Raw genomic sequence first — 18,008 nt, forward strand, 5'->3', positions numbered from 1 at the left:
ATTATGAATATTGGTTGTCATAATATTTCTGATAATCTCCGCTTGTTACGTTCTTCAACCATTCCTGGTTTTCTAAGAACCAATCGATTGTTTTTCCTAATCCTTCTTCAAAAGTTACAGAGGGTTTCCAACCTAAATCTTTATTCAGTTTGGTTGCATCAATAGCATAACGCTTGTCGTGTCCAGGTCTGTCTTTTACATAAGTAATCAGTTTTTCAGAATACCCGGTAGGTTTTCCTAGCTTCTCATCCATCTGTTTGATGAGCTCTTTCACCAAGTCAATATTCTGCCACTCGTTGAAACCTCCGATATTGTAGGTTTCTCCTGTTTTTGCCTCATTAAAAATTTGATGAATAGCTTTAGCATGATCAATGACAAATAACCAGTCTCTTGTGTATTTTCCATCTCCATAAATGGGAAGAGGTTTTTCATTAATAATGTTTGAAATACAGAGAGGGATTAATTTTTCAGGAAAATGATTCGGACCATAATTATTAGAGCAGTTAGAAACAATAAACGGCATTCCATACGTGTTTCCATAGGCTCTTACCAAATGATCTGATGCTGCTTTAGACGCAGAATAAGGAGACTGTGGATCATAAGGTGTCGTTTCTAAGAAAAAACCTGTTTCTCCTAAACTTCCATATACTTCATCTGTTGAAACGTGATAAAAAAGATGGGTTCTTTTCTCATCAGGAAATCTTCCGTGAGTATGTTCGGGGTTCAATGCCCAGAATTCTTTACAAAGATTCAGAAGATTGGCGGTTCCGTTTACGTTGGTATTAATAAATGCCATAGGATCTGTAATGCTTCTGTCTACATGACTTTCGGCAGCTAAGTGAACTACGGCATCGGGATTATATTTTTCAAAGATTAGTCTTAATTCTTCAGGTTTTGTGATGTCTGCTTTTTCGAAAACATAGTTGGGTTCGTTTTCGATATCTTTCAGGTTTTCGAGGTTTCCTGCATAAGTAAGAGCATCAAGGTTGATGATTGTTGTCTCGGGATTGTTTTTTACAAATTCTCTTACAACGTGGGATCCAATAAATCCGGCACCGCCGGTAATAATGATATTTTTCATTTTGATGTTTTCAAAAAGGAATTTAGGGTCAAAGATATTAAAAGTATTACTAAAATAAGAAAAGGACAATACCAGATAAAGAAATCTATATGTTTATGAATATGGGCGTGCTGCTGAAATAAAATAAACCAGCTGAAAGGTGCTAAAATGGAAAACCATGTGGTGAAAATCAGTTTTATGTCAATTCTTTTTAGGTATAAATAAACTGAGCATAGAATTCCAATAAATAGAATCACTGCAAACGGTATTTTTATCAATGTTAAATCTTCATTAATAAATGAATTTCCCAAATATCGGGTAATAATATCTAAGTTAAACTTCTTTAATAAGATTAAATAATTCTGGTTAGGCTCATAAAAATATTCGCTGCTTGATCTTCTGGAAAAAGCATCTTTGAGATGATAAAACCCAGTTTGTACACTCCCTGTAAGAAGAAAAAATTGATAGAGTAAAAAACTAATATTTATAAGTAATGGAATCATTAGAATAATAAAATGTCTCCCGATGAAATTCCGGTAAAAAGAAATTTTATTTTCAAAAAGGTAATAAATATAAGGAATCGAAGAACAGATTAAAAATACAGTAATAAACTCAAATCCGGTAAACCAAAACTTTAAAAAGAAAAGGAATGAAAGAGTAAAAATATATTTTTTAAAGCTCGGATTTTTATTTTTTTCGAAAAACAGCAAGCTATATACAAAAGGAAGAAAATATACCCAGTTGCACCACCAACTGCTTTTTCCATATAAAAACAGCCAATAATTGGGGAGAAGGAGTAGGAATGTAATAACCGAAACTCTGAAATTAAATCTTTGACTGATCCAATAAAGAAATACGGTCAATAAAATACTCAATGAAAGAGAATTAAATATCCTGAAAAGATCAAGATTTATAGCATTGTCAAGTCCGAAAGCTTTGTCAAATAAGCTGTACAAAATTGCCTGACCTCCAATTTGTGTTTTGTACGGATCATAAGCTGTTTTCTCGGGAACTTCATTGCTGATATACTTTTCATAAACCTGTTTTCCAACAACTGATCTTCCGCTTCCGCTTCCTTTGAAATAATAGGTTCCGGTAAATCCTCCGTCATCCATGATCTTTCCGTGTTCGGAATTCATGATTTTCCCAATAACAAGCGTTTCTGATTCTTCAAGTTTACTATATTCAAATTTTTCTTTAGGTATCAGATGAAATGTATTGAACTGGGTGTTCAAAAAGAAAAGTATTGTAAAAAGTGAAAACCAGAATGCCTTTTTCATGTTAGTTGGTGTTGTTATACCGCACTTTGAAATTCTTTTTGTCAATAATACTGATGTTGTCCAAAATCAATCCTGTGGCAAGAGAAAGTATGGAAACGATAATCAGCATGATTGAAAAAATTAACGTGGGAACCTTATAAACATATTGATATTCGAAATATTCTCTGATTGGAATAATCATAAAAAGTACGCCCAAAACAAAAAGAATAATAGAAACCATTCCAAAAAATAAGAGAGGCTTATAAAGTCTTACAAGATTGAAAAAAAGCTTGATCACTTTAAATCCGTCAGTAAATGTATTCAGTTTTGAAACACTTCCTTCCGGTCGGTCACGGTAATTGATAGAATATTCTTCAATAGTAAGTCCATAATGTAAAGCATAGATGGAAAGATCAGTTTCCAGTTCAAATCCTTTAATAGAACTGGCGTAATTTTTAACGAATTTTCTTGAAAAAATCCTATAACCGGAAAGAATATCCTTGAGTTCCGAACCAAAGAAAATATTGATGAGGTTTCGTACCAGATTATTTCCGAAATTATGGAAAGCTCTTTTATTTTCTTTTTTATAACTTTTGTTGGATAGTCGGTCTCCAACAAGCATATCGCATTTGTTTTCAATAAACTGATTGACCATATCACGGACGCATTCCACGGGATAGGTATCGTCCCCGTCTATCATAATATAAAGGTCGGCGTCAATTTCCCTGAACATTCTGAAAACAACATTTGCTTTTCCTTGTTTTTTTTCATTTCCGACAATAGCGCCGGCTTTTGTAGCAATTTCTACAGTGTTATCCTTGGAATTGTTGTCGTAAACAAATATTTCGGCTTCCGGAATATAATGCTGAAAATCTCTAACCACTTTGTCAATGGTTAAAGCTTCATTGTAGCAGGGAACAAGAACTGCTATTTTGAGATTCATTTGTGTGGGTGATTTGTTTAAAGGTTATTAGTAAGGAATTATTGACTAGGGTTTTATCGTTTTTCTTCCTATACTTTTATAATAAAATCCATTCTGTGCAGGAACTTCCAATGGATACATATTTCTTCCGTCGAAAATAACCTTATTTCTCATTTTTTCACCCATCAGTTTGAAATTTGGATTTTTAAACTCCGGCCATTCTGTTGCAATGAATAAGGCGTCTGCGTTTTCAAGTGCTTCATACATGTTTTTTGCATATTCAATTTTATCGCCCAATACTTTCTGTACATTTTTTTCGGCAATAGAGTCATAGGCAACAATTTTTGCTCCTTTTTTTAGCAATAAATCAATATTGTCCAGCGAAGAGGCTTCTCTGATATCATCTGTATTGGCTTTAAAAGCGAGTCCCCATAAAGCAATGGTTTTCCCTTGCAGGTTTCCTCCAAAATATTTTTCAATTTCAGAAACTAAAATAACCTTCTGTGAAATGTTAACATTTTCTGTAGCTTCAAGGATCTGGAAGTTAAATTCTTCGTCTTTTCCTGATTTAATTAATGCTTTTACATCTTTGGGAAAACAGCTGCCTCCATATCCGATTCCAGGGAATAAGAATCTGTGTCCGATTCTGTCATCGCTTCCCATTCCAAGACGTACTTTATCAACATCAGCACCTACTTTTTCACAATAATTAGCAATTTCATTCATAAAAGTAATTTTTACGGCTAAAAATGAATTGGCTGCATATTTTGTGAGTTCCGATGACTTTTCATCCATGAATATAATAGGAATTCCGGTATTGGTAAATGGCTGGTAAATTGTAGCCATGATTTCTTTAGCCTTTTCAGAGCTCGATCCCACTACTACTCTTGCAGGATTCATAGAGTCTTCAACAGCAAAGCCCTCACGTAAAAATTCAGGATTAGAAACAACATCAAAAGGAAGATTTGTTTTTGAGGCAATAACATCTCTTACTCTATCCGCAGTTCCTACAGGAACCGTGCTTTTATTTACCACTACTTTGTATTCGGTCATCATTTTACCAATAGAATTGGCAACCTGTAATACATAAGAAAGGTCTGCGGAACCATCTTCACCTGGAGGAGTTGGTAAAGCAAGGTAGATAACCTCACTTTTATCTAAAGCTTCTTTTAAATTAGTTGTGAAAAATAGACGTTCTGCCTGTATATTTCTAAGGAACATCTCCTCAAGATTCGGTTCGTAGATGGGAACAATACCGTTTTTCATTCCCTCCACTTTTTTTTCATCAATATCAACACAGTAAACCGAATTTCCCAATTCTGCGAGTGTAGTTCCTGTTACCAAGCCTACATATCCTGTTCCTACTATTGTAATATTCAAAGTATATGTTTTTAATAATTCATGACAAAAATACTAAAAATACCTTCACCGTTTCCGATAATTACGATTTGCTTTTTGGTTCGTTAGTTATGAAACTTATCCATCTGATTACTAGACTAATTTGTATTTTTAGTAAAAATGTCTTATATTTGCAGAAGATTTACGGAAAAAACAATGGGAAGGCTTCTAACGAAAGCCTTTTTTCGTACAGTAAATCATAAAAATGTTATGGAGTTTAGAAAAAGAATTGAAGAATTATTAAACGATTTCCTTGAAACCAGAAAGGATTTGTTTCTGATAGATTTAAAAATTTCTGCAGGAGATGATATTACGGTGATTTTGGATGGGGACAATGGAGTTTCTCTTCAGGATTGCCTGGATGCAAGCCGCGCCATAGAATTTAATATGGATCGTGAGGAGCACGACTTTAGTTTGCAGGTAATGTCTGCGGGATTGAGCGAACCATTGGTGACACCACGACAATTTACAAAAAATATAGGAAGAGAGATTGAAGTATTACTAAATGACTCTTCTAAAATTGAAGGTGAACTTGCAAAAGTGGATGAAGAAAAAATAACGCTGGTTTTGCGTTACCGTAAGCCAAAAGATATCGGTAAGGGAAAGGTAGATGTAGAGGAGGAAAAAGAAATTCCTTACTCTGAGATTAAAAAAGCTTTAGTAGTAATTAAATTTTAAATAAGAAAAAAAGATAAATGGATAATATAGCGTTGATTGAATCCTTTGGTGATTTTAAAGACGAAAAAGGGATTAGTAAGATCGATCTGATGGCAATTATTGAAGATTCTCTTAAGACTCTTTTGAGAAAAAGATATGATTCTGATGATCATTTTGATGTGATTGTAAACCCTGATAAAGGAGATTTTCAGATATTTTTGAACAAAACAATTGTTGAGGACGAAATGTCTGAAGATGATGATCTTGAAATCGAGATCTCTGAAGCAAAAAAAATTGACCCGACTTTTGAAGTAGGTGAAGATTTTACGATGGAGATTCCTGTAGCGCAGTTGGGAAGAAGAAATATTCTTACCCTAAAGCAGATTTTGGCAACAAAACTTCAGGAACATAATAATGCAATGCTTTATGAGCAGTTCAGAGATAAGATCGGGGAGATTGTGGTAGGAGAGATTCACCACATCCGTCACAAGCATGTAATCCTTTTGGATGATGAAGGAAACGAATTTATTCTTCCTAAAGAAAATCAAATCCCTTCAGATTTCTTTAAAAAAGGTGAAAACATCAGAGCTATTGTAGAAACAGTAGATTTTAAAGGTTCAAAACCGCAGATTATTATTTCCAGAACTGCACCAAAATTCCTAGAGAAATTATTGGAACTGGAAATTCCTGAGATCCAGGATGGAACGATCATGCTGAAAAAAGTAGTGAGAATACCTGGTGAAAAGGCGAAAATTGCAGTAGATGCTTATGATGACAGAATCGATCCGGTAGGAGCATGTGTGGGTGTGAAAGGATCAAGAATTCATGGCGTTGTAAGAGAGTTGAAAAATGAGAACATCGATGTAATCCAGTGGTCTAAAAACCCTGAAATTATGGTAAAAAGAGCTTTAGGAAATGTAACGGTCAATAAAATTGACATCAATGAGGAGGCAAACTACGCGTTGGTTTATACCCCTGTTGAAGAGATTTCTAAAGTGATTGGAAAACAAGGACAGAATATCAGACTGGCTTCTTGGTTGTCCGGATACGAAATCGATGTATACAGAGAGTCTAGTGAAGATGATGATGTTGAATTGAGAGAATTTAATGACGATATCGAGCAGTGGATTTTGGATGAATTTAAGAAAGTAGGTCTTACAACTGCTAAATCGGTGTTGGATAAAGAAACTGAAAGTCTTCTGAATATGGTAGATCTTGAAGAAGAAACTATTGAAGATGTGAAGCGTATTCTTAGAGAAGAATTCGAAGATTAAGATTTTGTAAATAAATTTTAATAAACAGTAAAAAAGAAATACTTTAATTTTAAGAATTAAAAAACAGTAAAAATAATAAATGCCAAAAATTAGATTAAATAAAGCGGTTAAGGAATTCAACATTTCGATGTCCAGATTAGTAGAGTTTTTACAATCAAAGGGTATTGAAGTTGAAAGCAATCCTAACGCTCAATTGGAAGAAGCGGCATATTCTGCATTGGAGGCTGAGTTTGCCAAAGACGGTGAACAGCGTAAAGCTTCCCATGAGGTGGTGATCACAAAAGTTCCGGAAGAGAAACTGGAAATTGAAGAAAAGAAAACCCCTGAAGTAATAAGAGCTAAAGCTAATAAACCAGAAACTAAAATTTTAGGTAAAATAGATCTAGAGCCTACGAAACCTGAAGTGGAAGAAACTCCGGTTGCTCCTATAGCAACAGTGGAAGAGAAGAAACAAGAAGCTGTTGTTGAAGAGCCAGAAGTAAAATTTGCTCCTGAAAAACAAGAGTTTAAAGTTTTAGATAAAATAGATTTATCACAAATCGAATCTAGAAACAGACCGGTAAAAAAAGATAAGCCAAAAGTGGAGGAGAAAAAAGTAGAAGAAAAAGCTGTTGAAGAAAAGCCGGTTGCAGAGGTGAAGGAAACTCCTAAGCCTGTTGTAAAAGAAGCTCCGAAAAAAGTTGTTGAGGTAAAAGAAGAACCTAAAGCAGCTGAAGAAGAAAACCAGGAGCCTCAAAAAATTGAAACGGTTTATCAAAAGCTGGATGGGCCTAAAATTGTTGGTGAAAAAATCGATTTAACTCAATTTGCACCAAAAACAGGTCCTGGAGCTAAAAAGAAAAGAAAAAGAATTGAGAAACCTGGCGGGAATAATAACCAGCAAGGTGGAAACAATCAGCAAGGCGGTAATAATAACAATAACCAGGGAGGAGGACAAGGAAACCGTCCTCAGGGAAATAATAACCAAGGAAACCGTCCTCAAGGACAAGGTGGTCAGGGAAATCGTCCACAAGGTCAGGGAGGTCAAGGCGGAAACCGTTTTGGAAACAATAATCAAGGAAATCGTCCACAAGGTCAAGGAGGACAAGGAGGAAACAGAGGAGGTTTCAATAAAGGAGGACAAAACAACAGACCTGGTCAAAGAACTATGCCTGTTGAATTGACAGATGAACAAGTTAAAAATCAAATCAAGGAAACCCTTGAAAAATTAACAAACAAAGGAGGTAAATCTAAATCTGCTAAACACAGAAAAGATAAGAGAAACTTCCGTAGAGAACAAGACGAACGTCAGCAAGAGATTGATGCACAAGACAGAACATTAAAAGTGACAGAATTCATCACTGTTGGTGAATTGGCAAGTTTAATGAATGTTTCTCCAACAGAGGTAATTTCTGCTTGTTTCTCTTTAGGGGTTATGGTTACCATGAACCAGAGACTTGAAGCGGATACTTTATTGTTGGTAGCTGATGAATTTGGATATAAAATTGAATTCTCAGATGCTGATCTTGAAGATACAGATTCTGAAGAGGATATCGATACTGAAGAAAGCTTATTGCCTAGAGCACCAATTGTGACGGTAATGGGGCACGTTGACCACGGTAAAACTTCATTGCTGGATTACGTAAGAAAAACTAATGTAATTGCGGGTGAATCCGGAGGTATTACTCAGCATATCGGTGCGTATAACGTGAAATTGGAAAACGGTCAGAGAATTACATTCTTAGATACACCAGGTCACGAAGCCTTTACTGCGATGAGAGCTAGAGGAGCACAAGTTACCGATATTGCAATTATCGTAATTGCTGCCGATGACGATGTGATGCCTCAGACAAAAGAAGCGATTTCTCACGCGCAGGCTGCAGGAGTTCCAATGATTATTGCAATCAACAAAGTAGATAAGCCTAATGCGAATCCTGATAATATCCGTCAGCAACTTTCAGGGATGAATATCCTGGTTGAAGAATGGGGAGGAAATGTTCAGGCTCAGGAAATTTCTGCTAAATTCGGTAATAATGTAGATGTATTATTGGAAAAAGTTTTACTTCAGGCTGAAATGCTTGAATTGAAAGCAAATCCGGACCGTCCTGCAAATGGAGTTGTTATTGAAGCTTCATTGGATAAAGGAAGAGGGTATGTTGCAACAATGTTGGTTCAGACCGGTACATTAAGAGTAGGAGATTATGTAGTGGCAGGAAAAAATCATGGTAAAGTAAAAGCTTTGCTTGATGAAAGAGGGAAAAACCTTGCAGAAGCAGGTCCGTCTATTCCGGCAACCATCTTAGGATTGGACGGAGCTCCTACAGCTGGAGATAAATTCCGTGTGTATGCTGATGAAAGTGAAGGTAAGGCTATTGCTAATAAGAGAGAGCAGCTTCAAAGAGAGCTTTCGATCAGAACGAAAAAGCATACTACACTTGAAGAATTGGGTAGACGTATTGCTTTAGGTGAATTCAAAGAATTGAACATTATCCTTAAAGGAGACGTGGACGGTTCTGTAGAAGCACTTTCTGATCAGTTACAAAGACTTTCAACAGAAGAAATCAGCGTAAATATTCTACACTCAGGTGTTGGACAGATTACAGAATCTGATATCAACCTTGCTGCTGCTTCAGATGCGATTATTATCGGATTTAACGTAAGAGCAGGGGCGAATGCTAAAGACCTTGCAGATCGTGAAGAAATTGAGATCAGAACATATTCTGTAATCTATAAAGCGATCGATGAAGTAAAAGAAGCAATGGAAGGAATGCTTTCTCCGGAAATTCAGGAGCAGGTAATTGGTAATGTTGAAATCCGTGAGGTATTCAAGATTTCTAAAGTGGGAACTATCGCAGGATGTATGGTTCTTACAGGAAAAGTTACCAGAAATTCCAAAGTTCGTTTGTTAAGAGATGGTATCGTGAAATTTGACGGAGAATTGGAAAGTTTAAAACGTTTCAAAGATGACGTAAAAGAAGTTACTAAAGGCTACGAATGTGGGTTGAACCTGAAGGGATATAATGATATCGAACAAGGGGATATTCTGGAGGTATATGAAGAGGTTGCAGTGAAGAAAAAACTGAAATAATTTAATTTGTATAAAAACAGCCCACATCTTTGATGTGGGCTGTTTTTGTTTATATATTATGCTTTCTTTTAAAACGTATTGAGTTTTAAAGGCTTTTACAGTGAAATATATTCCATTTTAATAGAAATACGGAAACCAGTAATGCCTTATTATTTTTTATTTGAATATTTGTAACGTTACAAAAAAATGATATATTTAACCTTAAAAACACAATAGAATGAGGAACAAATTACTGGTGCGGCTTTGCCTGAACCTTATGGCAATTTTTATGATCTGCTCCTGCAGGACAGACCAGTTCTCCGAACATGAAACGTATAGCGACAGTCCCACATTTCATCTTACCACAAAAAGGATTTCATTAGATGCCAGTAAACACAAAAGTAAGATCCTGCCTGAGCTGGAAAGGGCAAAGGGAGGAATCAGGGCTTTTTCTAAAGTAAATGTAAACGGAAAGATCATTAATTACGGAAACGGGATTTCTATAGATACTGATGACGTCATTTATATTGAGAACGGACCTAACTACCACACCTATACTTTCCACATCAAAAGAGATGATGCACCCGAAGATGCTCCTTTGGAAAACCTTCTGTTGTCTCCGCTTCCTGATGGAAGCTATAGAGAATTGCTGATTACTTATACCCTTACTTCCACTGAAAAAGAACGGCTGAAAGCAGGTTTAATGGTTGATACAAAAGGAAAAACCCAGGTAACCGAACTGGCAAACGGAACATTTAACGGCAGCGGTCAACTGGCAAGACTGGTATGCACTACGAAAACAGAATCGTATTGGGCTCCCTGTAGCGGAACCCAGCAGCATAATGGTTCCAATTATGAAAGCTGCCCTATCTATAACGGGCTGGAACAAGGAACACCTCCTATATTGTATACCATTGTAACCACGACCTGCCTGGAACAAAATGATGACATCATTACTCCTATTGATCCGGGAAGCGGAGGAGGCGGTGGTGGTGGAAGCACGGGAGGAGGAGAAAATCCTCATGACCCTCCTTGTGATACTTCTATAATCCCGAGTAATCCGGAATCCGGTTTTACCGATGAAAACGGCTGTCCTATCGGGACACCTACCATTCCGAATTTGCCGAATCCTAAGGACGATCCCTGTGTAAAAGCTAAAAAAACTACAGATCTTGTAGAATATAAAAATAACATTGCGTTTCTAGAGGGTAAAACAGGTGAAGATCATGAGTTTGGAAGAAGGATTGGTCACCCGCAACCTGGAACTGGGCAAATTGGTATGCAAAATGATGAGTTTGAAGGGCAACCAGATACTAAAGTTGTAAATATTCCTACTAATCAATTTACATTTGCAGCAATGCATAGTCATTATGGTGATTTGTACCCTATATTTTCATCTCAGGATATTATGTTTTTTAACAGTTGGATAACCGGAGCTATTGCTTACAACAGCAATCCCAATAATACTCCGAAGATCAATATTAATGAGCTCAGTGTAACTGTAGTAACCGTATACGGAAGCTATCTTATAACTTTTGATGGTACAAGTGCTGATCCTTTTCCGAATTTTACTAAACAACAATTGGAAGATTTAGAGGTAGAATATATAAAGTATTTAGATAGTGCTAAAACTAATATCGGCTACGATATCAATAAATTGGAAAGAGAATTTTTATCATTTGTCAATAAATATTTGAATATGCCAGGACTAAAGCTGTATAAAGTAGAAGATACCGGTAATACAGAAATATATCTTGAAAATGGAAGCAGAAAAACAAAAAAATGTTCATAATTTAGAAACAAATAACAAAATGAAAAATATATTTTTAATCACAATACTATTAATTAGTATATCTTGTAATGCACAAATATATCCTCTGAACACTAGTCCAAGTGATATTCCTGATAATGCTTATATAAAAGATACCAATAATGAATTAGATAAATATGTAGGCGTATGGAAAGGGAACTGGAATGGCAAAATTTTATATTTAGAATTAAGAAAAATAAAATACTATTCTCAAATGGGCAAATACTATAGTGATGAGATTTTTGGTGAAAGAAAAATAGTTAACTCTAGCGGTATTGTAGAAATAGATAGGATAACTAATTTTGGGGATGAGGGTCCTGAATTTAGGGGAATATTTAACAGTTTAAAATATCCCGGAAAAAAGAGAATTTTATTTTTCCCATATAATATGTGCAAAAAGACTGCATCGCTTCATATCATGAATTTTGATGAGGTAAACCATACCATGACTCTGCATTTTATCTATGATCCTACTTACATAGATGCGAGCTGCCCGTATTACAATTCTGTAATGCAGGGAAACGATTTTCCGGTTAATTTTCCTAAGGATATTGTATTGACAAAACAGTAATATAAAACTATCCTATTGATCCGGGAACAGGTGGTGGGGGAAGCACGGGAGGAGGAGAAAATCCTCATGACCCTCCTTGTGATACTTCTATAATCCCGAGTAATCCTGAATCTGGTTTTACCGATGAAAATGGCTGTCCTATCGGGACACCTACCATTCCGAATTTGCCGAATCCTAAGGATGATCCATGTGTGAAAACAAAAGCCATATACAACAATACCGCTGTAAAATCCCGTTATGAGATCTTAAAAGGAAAAACGTCTGAGCCTAATGAATCAGGATATGGTTTTAAAACAGTTCCGGATGGAAATGGAGGAACCACTACACAAACCAATCCTCTAAATCCGGATACAAATCCAGATAAAATGAAGGTGGGAATATATCCTACCAGCTATGGCTATATTCATACCCATCTTGATAAAGCTGATGGCAAAATGGCTGTAAAAATATTTTCTCCCGCCGATATTAATGCATTTTTAGCATTTTTGCATAATGCACAAACAAACGGTATTCCGTTTGGAAGTATTTTTGGAGGAATGATTGCATCTGATCCAGATACAGGACATAATATTTATCAAATGATTTATACAGGCGACGGAACAGATTTGCCTACTGAGCTTACAGATATTCAGCTGAAAGTGTTAAAAAATGAATATATTAAAATTGCCCAAAGAATTGTAAATGATAATGAAGGAGTATTAACTCATTTGGATATGCAAAAAATATATTATTTGTTCTTAAAGAAAATGAATATGAAAAACATAGTTTTATCAAAGATAGAGTACAATACATCGACATATAAAATTGTTAAGTTTGACAATAACGGGAATCCAATAGAAGAAACATGTCCTTAACTTAAATCTAATTATTATGAAAAATATATTATATATTATCAGCTTTTTATCAATCTGTATAAGCTGCAAGGCGCAACAACAAATTATTCCCATCGGCACTAAAGGTTGGCCAGTAGAGGGTGCTTATTATAAAGATTTAGATAATGAATTAGATCCTTATATTGGAACCTATAAAGGAATATTTAATAATAAAACTTTTATAATTTCATTCTCAAAATATAAAGACTATAATTCATCAGGAAATTATTATGAGGACAGATTAGCTGGGAAATACAAAATGTTAGATTCAAATAATAATGAGCTGTACTCTACATATAATTTACCCGATAATGAAGCTAAAGTCATCAGCTTAGGTTTTGTAGAAAAAACAAATAAAACCAAATTGAGATTAATGTTTTCAGATCTCTGCATTGACGGGGAAATTCATATCAGCTTTGAGAATCAGGAAAAAACACAGATGCACTGGAAGTATTTCACCAACCAAACATTGGTAGTGGATGATTCGGGCTGTGCTCCTTATAATGAAATGCCAAGAGGGGAGTTTACTCTAACTAAGCAATAATATAAAACTATATTACCTCGGATTATAATCACTGTCTGGAACAAAATGATGACATCATTACTCCTATTGATCCGGGAACCGGAGGAGGCGGTGGTGGAAGCACGGGAGGAGGAGAAAATCCTCATGATCTGCCTTGTGATACTTCTATAATCCCGAGTAATCCGGAATCTGGTTTTACCGATGAAAACGGCTGTCCTATCGGGACACCTACCATCCCGAATTTACCGAATCCTAAGAACGATCCGTGTGAAAAAGTAAAAGCACAAAATACTCCTGATTTTCAGAATAAAATTACTGATTTAAAAGGTAAGCTTACTTTAAAATACGAAGCAGGGCATGTACAAAACAGTAATGGAAGCTTTGTAGAAAAAACCAATGCTTCTGCTACGGAAGATGCCAATACATTAACATTAGGTGATCCCACGCCAGAAATGATTGCTTTTTTACATACCCATCCCAATGATTATATAGATTCTGATGGGAACTTTCGGATTGGCTTTAAAATATTTTCTCCTGCTGATGTTATCTATTTTAATCAGCTTGTAAAACAGGCTCATCAGAATGGTATTCCTTTAACCAATATCTATGCAGTGATGGTGTCATCAAAAGGAACGTACCAAATTCGTTTCACAGGAAATGTTAACCAAATAAAAACGGCATATGCAAATACTAAAAAAGAATATAATGAGATGTATAAAAAATATTTTGTAAAATATAAAGACCGATCAGACGAATTAAATTTTCTTAAATTTATAGATGAATACATGTATGTGAAGGGAGTTTCACTTGTAAAAATGAATGACAACGGTACATTTACAACAAAAACATTGAATGCAGATAAAACCGAAGTAGTGGGTTCAGACTGTCCTTAAATTTAAAATAAACATATATAAATGAAAAATAAAATAATTTATACTTTATTATTTCTGACAATAATAATGTCTTGTAAAGCGCAAACAATAACTTTACAACAATTGTCAGAATGTCAAGCAGATTTATATCCATGTCCAAATTATACAAATGCAAAGGATATTGATAATTTATTAGGAAAATTTGTAGGGATATGGAAAGCGACTTATGCCGATGGTCGAACCTATGAATTTCATTTTACAAAAAAAATTGATGATGGAGAGCTTAATGAAAGAAAATGGGATATATTAATAGGACGAATGTTAATTAAAAAAGATGATGGAACAATATTAGAAAACAGTATATCAGCATTAGATGATAAAACACATTTTAATGGTTTTTTCTTTGATAAATCTTTAAGTAAATATCAAATGTACTATTCCGGCAATGCAGATTGTAATGATAAAGGGTATGTATATCTTTCATTTCCCGACTCCAATAATTTAAATCAAATGAGATTGGTTTTTATGCAGGATATGGATATTATAGCCAGTTGTCCAAGCGGATACAAAACAGTAATGCCAGATGCAAAAGATATTATTTTAACAAAACAATAATAAGCAGCCTCTTCGGAGGCTTTTATTAGCAAAAATAAAATAATATTGCTGAAAGTTTTTTTAAGACGAATGTGCCGTGATTGATTACGGAAATGGGGTTTCTATAGATACCGATGATGTCATCTATATTGAGAACGGACCTCATTACTACACCTATACTTTTCACATCAAAAGAGATAATGCACCCGAAGATGCTCCTTTGGAAAACCTTTTGTTATCTCCGCTTCCCGATGGCAGCTACAGAGAATTGTATACCCTTACTTCCATTGAAAGCAGGTTTAATGGTTGATACAAAAGGAAAACTCAGGTAACCGAACTGGCAAACGGAACATTTAACGGCAGCGGTCAGCTGGCAAGACTGGTATGCACCACGAAAACAGAATCTTATTGGGCTCCCTGTAGAGGAACCCAGCAGCATAACGGTTCCAATTATGAAAGCTGTCCTATCTATAACGGGCTGGAGCAAGGTACTCCTCCTATATTGTATACCATTGTCACTACGACCTGCCTGGAACAAAATGATGATATCATTACTCCTATTGATCCGGGAACCGGAGGAGGAGAAAATCCTCATGACCCGCCTTGTGATACTTCTATAATCCCGAGCAATCCGGCATCTGGCTTCACCGATGAAAATGGCTGTCCTATTGGGACACCTACCATCCCGAATTTGCCGAATCCTAAGGATGATCCATGTGTGAAAACAAAAGCCATATACAACAATACCGCTGTAAAATCCCGTTATGAGATCTTAAAAGGAAAAACGTCTGAGCCTAATGAATCAGGATATGGTTTTAAAACAGTTCCGGATGGAAATGGAGGAACCACTACACAAACCAATCCTCTAAATCCGGATACAAATCCGGATAAAATGAAAGTGGGAATATACCCTACCAGCTATGGCTATATTCATACCCATCTTGATAAAGCTGATGGCAAAATGGCTGTAAAAATATTTTCTCCCGCCGATATTAATACATTTTTAGCATTTTTGCATAATGCACAAACAAATGGGATCCCGTTTGGAAGTATTTTTGGAGGAATGATTGCATCTGATCCGGATACGGGACATAATATTTATCAAATGATTTATACAGGTGACGGAACAGATCTACCTGCCGAACTTGCAGACGATCAACTGAAAGCTTTAAAATTAGAATATATAGCAATGGCCCAAGAAATTGTAAATAATAATGAAGGACAAATATCCCATTCAGATATGCAGAAAATTTTTTATATATTTTTAAAAAAAATGAATATGAAAAATGTAGTTCTATCTAAAATAGAATACAATACTAATACATACAAAACAATAAAGTTTGATGCCAGCGGAAATCCGACAGAAGAAACTTGTCCTTAATTTAAATTTTAATCATTATGAAAAATATATTATATATTATCGGCTTTTTATCAATCTGTATCAGCTGCAAGGCTCAACAGCAAATTATCCCATTGGAAACAAAAGGGTTTCCGGTAGAAAACACATATTACAAAGATCTTAATAATGAACTAAGTCCCTATATCGGAACATGGAAGGGAACTTTTAACAACCAAAATTTCATTATTACTTTTTCAAAGTATAAAAATTATAATTCTACAGGAAATTATTATAAAGATAGATTAGCAGGGAAATATAAAATGTTAGATTCAAACAATAATGAACTGTACTCAACATATAATTTACCTGATAATGAAGCTAAAGTTACCAGCTTGGGGTTTGTAGAGCAAACGAATCATACAAAACTTAGACTTGTATTTATTGACTCGTGTATAGAAGGAGAAATACATCTTAGCTTTGATAATCCACAACAAACACAAATGCACTGGAAGTATTTTACAAAACAAGAACTGGTAGTAGATGATTCTGGCTGTGCCTCTTATAATGAAATGCCGAGAGGGGAGTTTACTTTAACTAAGCAATAATGAAAAATGTGTATTTTACTCACTGATTTTGAATGTATTTATGAAAAATGAAACAAATATACTTTCTTTTAGTTTTTATTATTGCTAATTTTAAGTCTCAGGTTATTAAAGATTCTATCCTGGGAAATCCAAAATATATAAAAGAGTACGTAGTTTTTCTTAATAATTCGAATCCTTATAAATTTATGTCATTTGACGATGAATATGGCCATGCTATGATTATGAGACCGACTAATTTAAGAAAAAGTATGGAAAAATCATGGTTTGAAACATGGTTTTGTCGATATATAAATAACGAAACATACTATGATAGAAATAGGAATATCATTAAAGAAACATGGTACTACAGGTCCGGAGAAATAGTTGATGATTATGATTATACCTATGACAATATAAATAGGTTGATTACAGAAAAATCTATAAATAAGTATTCAAAACACTCTTCCAAATATTTTTATGAGGGAAACAATAAAACGGCAAAATTTAGTGAATATTCTTATCAATGGGAAAATGAACCTGTCAAAATATATATAAATCCTATTAATACTGGGAAACCTCTTTTTGTAAGTAGATTTGACAGTATTTCTAAATCAGATAGTATTTTTACGATTACAAATGAGATATGGAAGAAAGTAGACAAGAATTCTTATAGCAAAAGGGAGGATACGGTTTACCATAACAAACTAACTAAAGTGAAATTTTACAATCAGCAATATAGAGTGATTGAAGAGAAAAACTTTAAAATTGATGAGGATTTTGAGAATAAGAAAATTTTTTTGAAAGAGCATATAAAATATGAATATGATCAATTTGGAAAAATAACTAAAAAGATTTATCTCAAAGATGGTAAATTCTACTATTATACGATATTCGGAAATGGCAAAATAATCAAAGAAGAAAAACCAGATGATTATGGAAAGACGTCTTATACTACTTTCTCCTATACTAAAGATCAAAAATTAAAAAATAAAAGAATTTATTATAACGATAAAATTTCAAATGAGGTAAGATTTGAATATAATGGTAACTATATAGTTAAACTATTTTATTCGGATAAGTTCGGGCGTGGAGATGAAGTCGCAGAAACTATTGTTGTAGTTTTTAAATACAAATTTGATAAACGCAAGAACTGGACTGAAATTATTAAAAATGTAAATGGAAAAGATTTGTATAAATGGGTAAGGGAAATTAAATATTATTAAAAAT

At 34.6% G+C, this 18,008-nt stretch carries 17 protein-coding genes; 13 read left to right on the forward strand and 4 right to left on the reverse strand.

Features of this window, described 5'->3' with window-relative positions:
• Position 1: 1 nt before the first annotated feature.
• From rfbB to P0Y62_14910, 4 genes are read right to left on the reverse strand one after another with little or no spacing between them, the layout of a single operon-like run.
• Positions 2-1,081 (reverse strand): dTDP-glucose 4,6-dehydratase, encoded by a 1,080-nt coding sequence (gene rfbB / locus P0Y62_14895; protein WEK69125.1) that lies wholly within the window; start codon positions 1,079-1,081, stop codon positions 2-4.
• Positions 1,078-2,340 carry a hypothetical protein gene (locus tag P0Y62_14900; GenBank protein WEK69126.1) on the reverse strand — a complete coding sequence of 421 codons (1,263 nt, stop codon included), beginning with the start codon at positions 2,338-2,340 and terminating at the stop codon, positions 1,078-1,080. The genes rfbB and P0Y62_14900 overlap by 4 nt, the downstream gene beginning before the upstream one ends.
• Before the next feature lies 1 nt (position 2,341).
• A complete protein-coding gene (locus P0Y62_14905; protein WEK69127.1) occupies positions 2,342-3,262 on the reverse strand; it encodes a glycosyltransferase in 921 nt (306 codons plus the stop codon).
• Between the two features lie 45 nt (positions 3,263-3,307).
• Positions 3,308-4,621 (reverse strand): UDP-glucose/GDP-mannose dehydrogenase family protein, encoded by a 1,314-nt coding sequence (locus tag P0Y62_14910; GenBank protein WEK69128.1) that lies wholly within the window; start codon positions 4,619-4,621, stop codon positions 3,308-3,310.
• Between the two features lie 228 nt (positions 4,622-4,849).
• Between P0Y62_14910 and rimP the strand changes: the two genes are divergently transcribed.
• The 13 genes from rimP (at position 4,850) to P0Y62_14975 (ending at position 18,004) form a co-directional block, all read left to right on the forward strand.
• The gene (rimP, locus tag P0Y62_14915; GenBank protein WEK69129.1) at positions 4,850-5,317 is read left to right on the forward strand and encodes a ribosome assembly cofactor RimP; all 468 of its coding nucleotides are present in this window, start codon (positions 4,850-4,852) and stop codon (positions 5,315-5,317) included.
• A gap of 17 nt (positions 5,318-5,334) precedes the next feature.
• A complete protein-coding gene (gene nusA, locus P0Y62_14920) occupies positions 5,335-6,570 on the forward strand; it encodes a transcription termination factor NusA (GenBank protein WEK69130.1) in 1,236 nt (411 codons plus the stop codon).
• Positions 6,571-6,649: 79 nt separating this feature from the next.
• A complete protein-coding gene (gene infB, locus P0Y62_14925) occupies positions 6,650-9,637 on the forward strand; it encodes a translation initiation factor IF-2 (GenBank protein WEK69131.1) in 2,988 nt (995 codons plus the stop codon).
• A 217-nt stretch (positions 9,638-9,854) separates the two neighbouring features.
• A complete protein-coding gene (locus P0Y62_14930; GenBank protein ID WEK69132.1) occupies positions 9,855-11,408 on the forward strand; it encodes a hypothetical protein in 1,554 nt (517 codons plus the stop codon).
• Positions 11,377-11,997: a hypothetical protein gene (locus tag P0Y62_14935; GenBank protein WEK69133.1), complete on the forward strand. Its 621-nt coding sequence runs from the start codon at positions 11,377-11,379 to the stop codon at positions 11,995-11,997. Before P0Y62_14930 ends, P0Y62_14935 begins: the two co-directional genes overlap by 32 nt.
• Before the next feature lie 191 nt (positions 11,998-12,188).
• Positions 12,189-12,851, forward strand: coding sequence for a hypothetical protein (locus P0Y62_14940; protein ID WEK69134.1), 663 nt, complete (start codon positions 12,189-12,191; stop codon positions 12,849-12,851).
• Between the two features lie 16 nt (positions 12,852-12,867).
• Positions 12,868-13,413, forward strand: coding sequence for a hypothetical protein (locus P0Y62_14945; protein WEK69135.1), 546 nt, complete (start codon positions 12,868-12,870; stop codon positions 13,411-13,413).
• 431 nt (positions 13,414-13,844) lie between these two features.
• Positions 13,845-14,285, forward strand: coding sequence for a hypothetical protein (locus P0Y62_14950; protein ID WEK69136.1), 441 nt, complete (start codon positions 13,845-13,847; stop codon positions 14,283-14,285).
• Between the two features lie 21 nt (positions 14,286-14,306).
• Positions 14,307-14,879, forward strand: coding sequence for a hypothetical protein (locus P0Y62_14955; protein WEK69137.1), 573 nt, complete (start codon positions 14,307-14,309; stop codon positions 14,877-14,879).
• A gap of 76 nt (positions 14,880-14,955) precedes the next feature.
• Complete coding sequence (locus P0Y62_14960) at positions 14,956-15,168, forward strand: hypothetical protein (GenBank protein WEK69138.1); 213 nt, start codon at positions 14,956-14,958, stop codon at positions 15,166-15,168.
• 192 nt (positions 15,169-15,360) lie between these two features.
• The gene (locus P0Y62_14965) at positions 15,361-16,239 is read left to right on the forward strand and encodes a hypothetical protein (GenBank protein ID WEK69139.1); all 879 of its coding nucleotides are present in this window, start codon (positions 15,361-15,363) and stop codon (positions 16,237-16,239) included.
• A 17-nt stretch (positions 16,240-16,256) separates the two neighbouring features.
• Entirely contained in the window at positions 16,257-16,802 is a 546-nt protein-coding gene (locus P0Y62_14970; protein WEK69140.1) for a hypothetical protein, read from the forward strand.
• 47 nt (positions 16,803-16,849) lie between these two features.
• Positions 16,850-18,004, forward strand: a complete 1,155-nt coding sequence (locus P0Y62_14975; protein ID WEK69141.1) for a hypothetical protein — start codon at positions 16,850-16,852, stop codon at positions 18,002-18,004.
• The last annotated feature ends 4 nt before the right edge of the window (positions 18,005-18,008 follow it).

Source organism: Candidatus Chryseobacterium colombiense (assembly GCA_029203185.1).
In the GTDB taxonomy this organism is placed as follows: domain Bacteria; phylum Bacteroidota; class Bacteroidia; order Flavobacteriales; family Weeksellaceae; genus Chryseobacterium; species Chryseobacterium colombiense.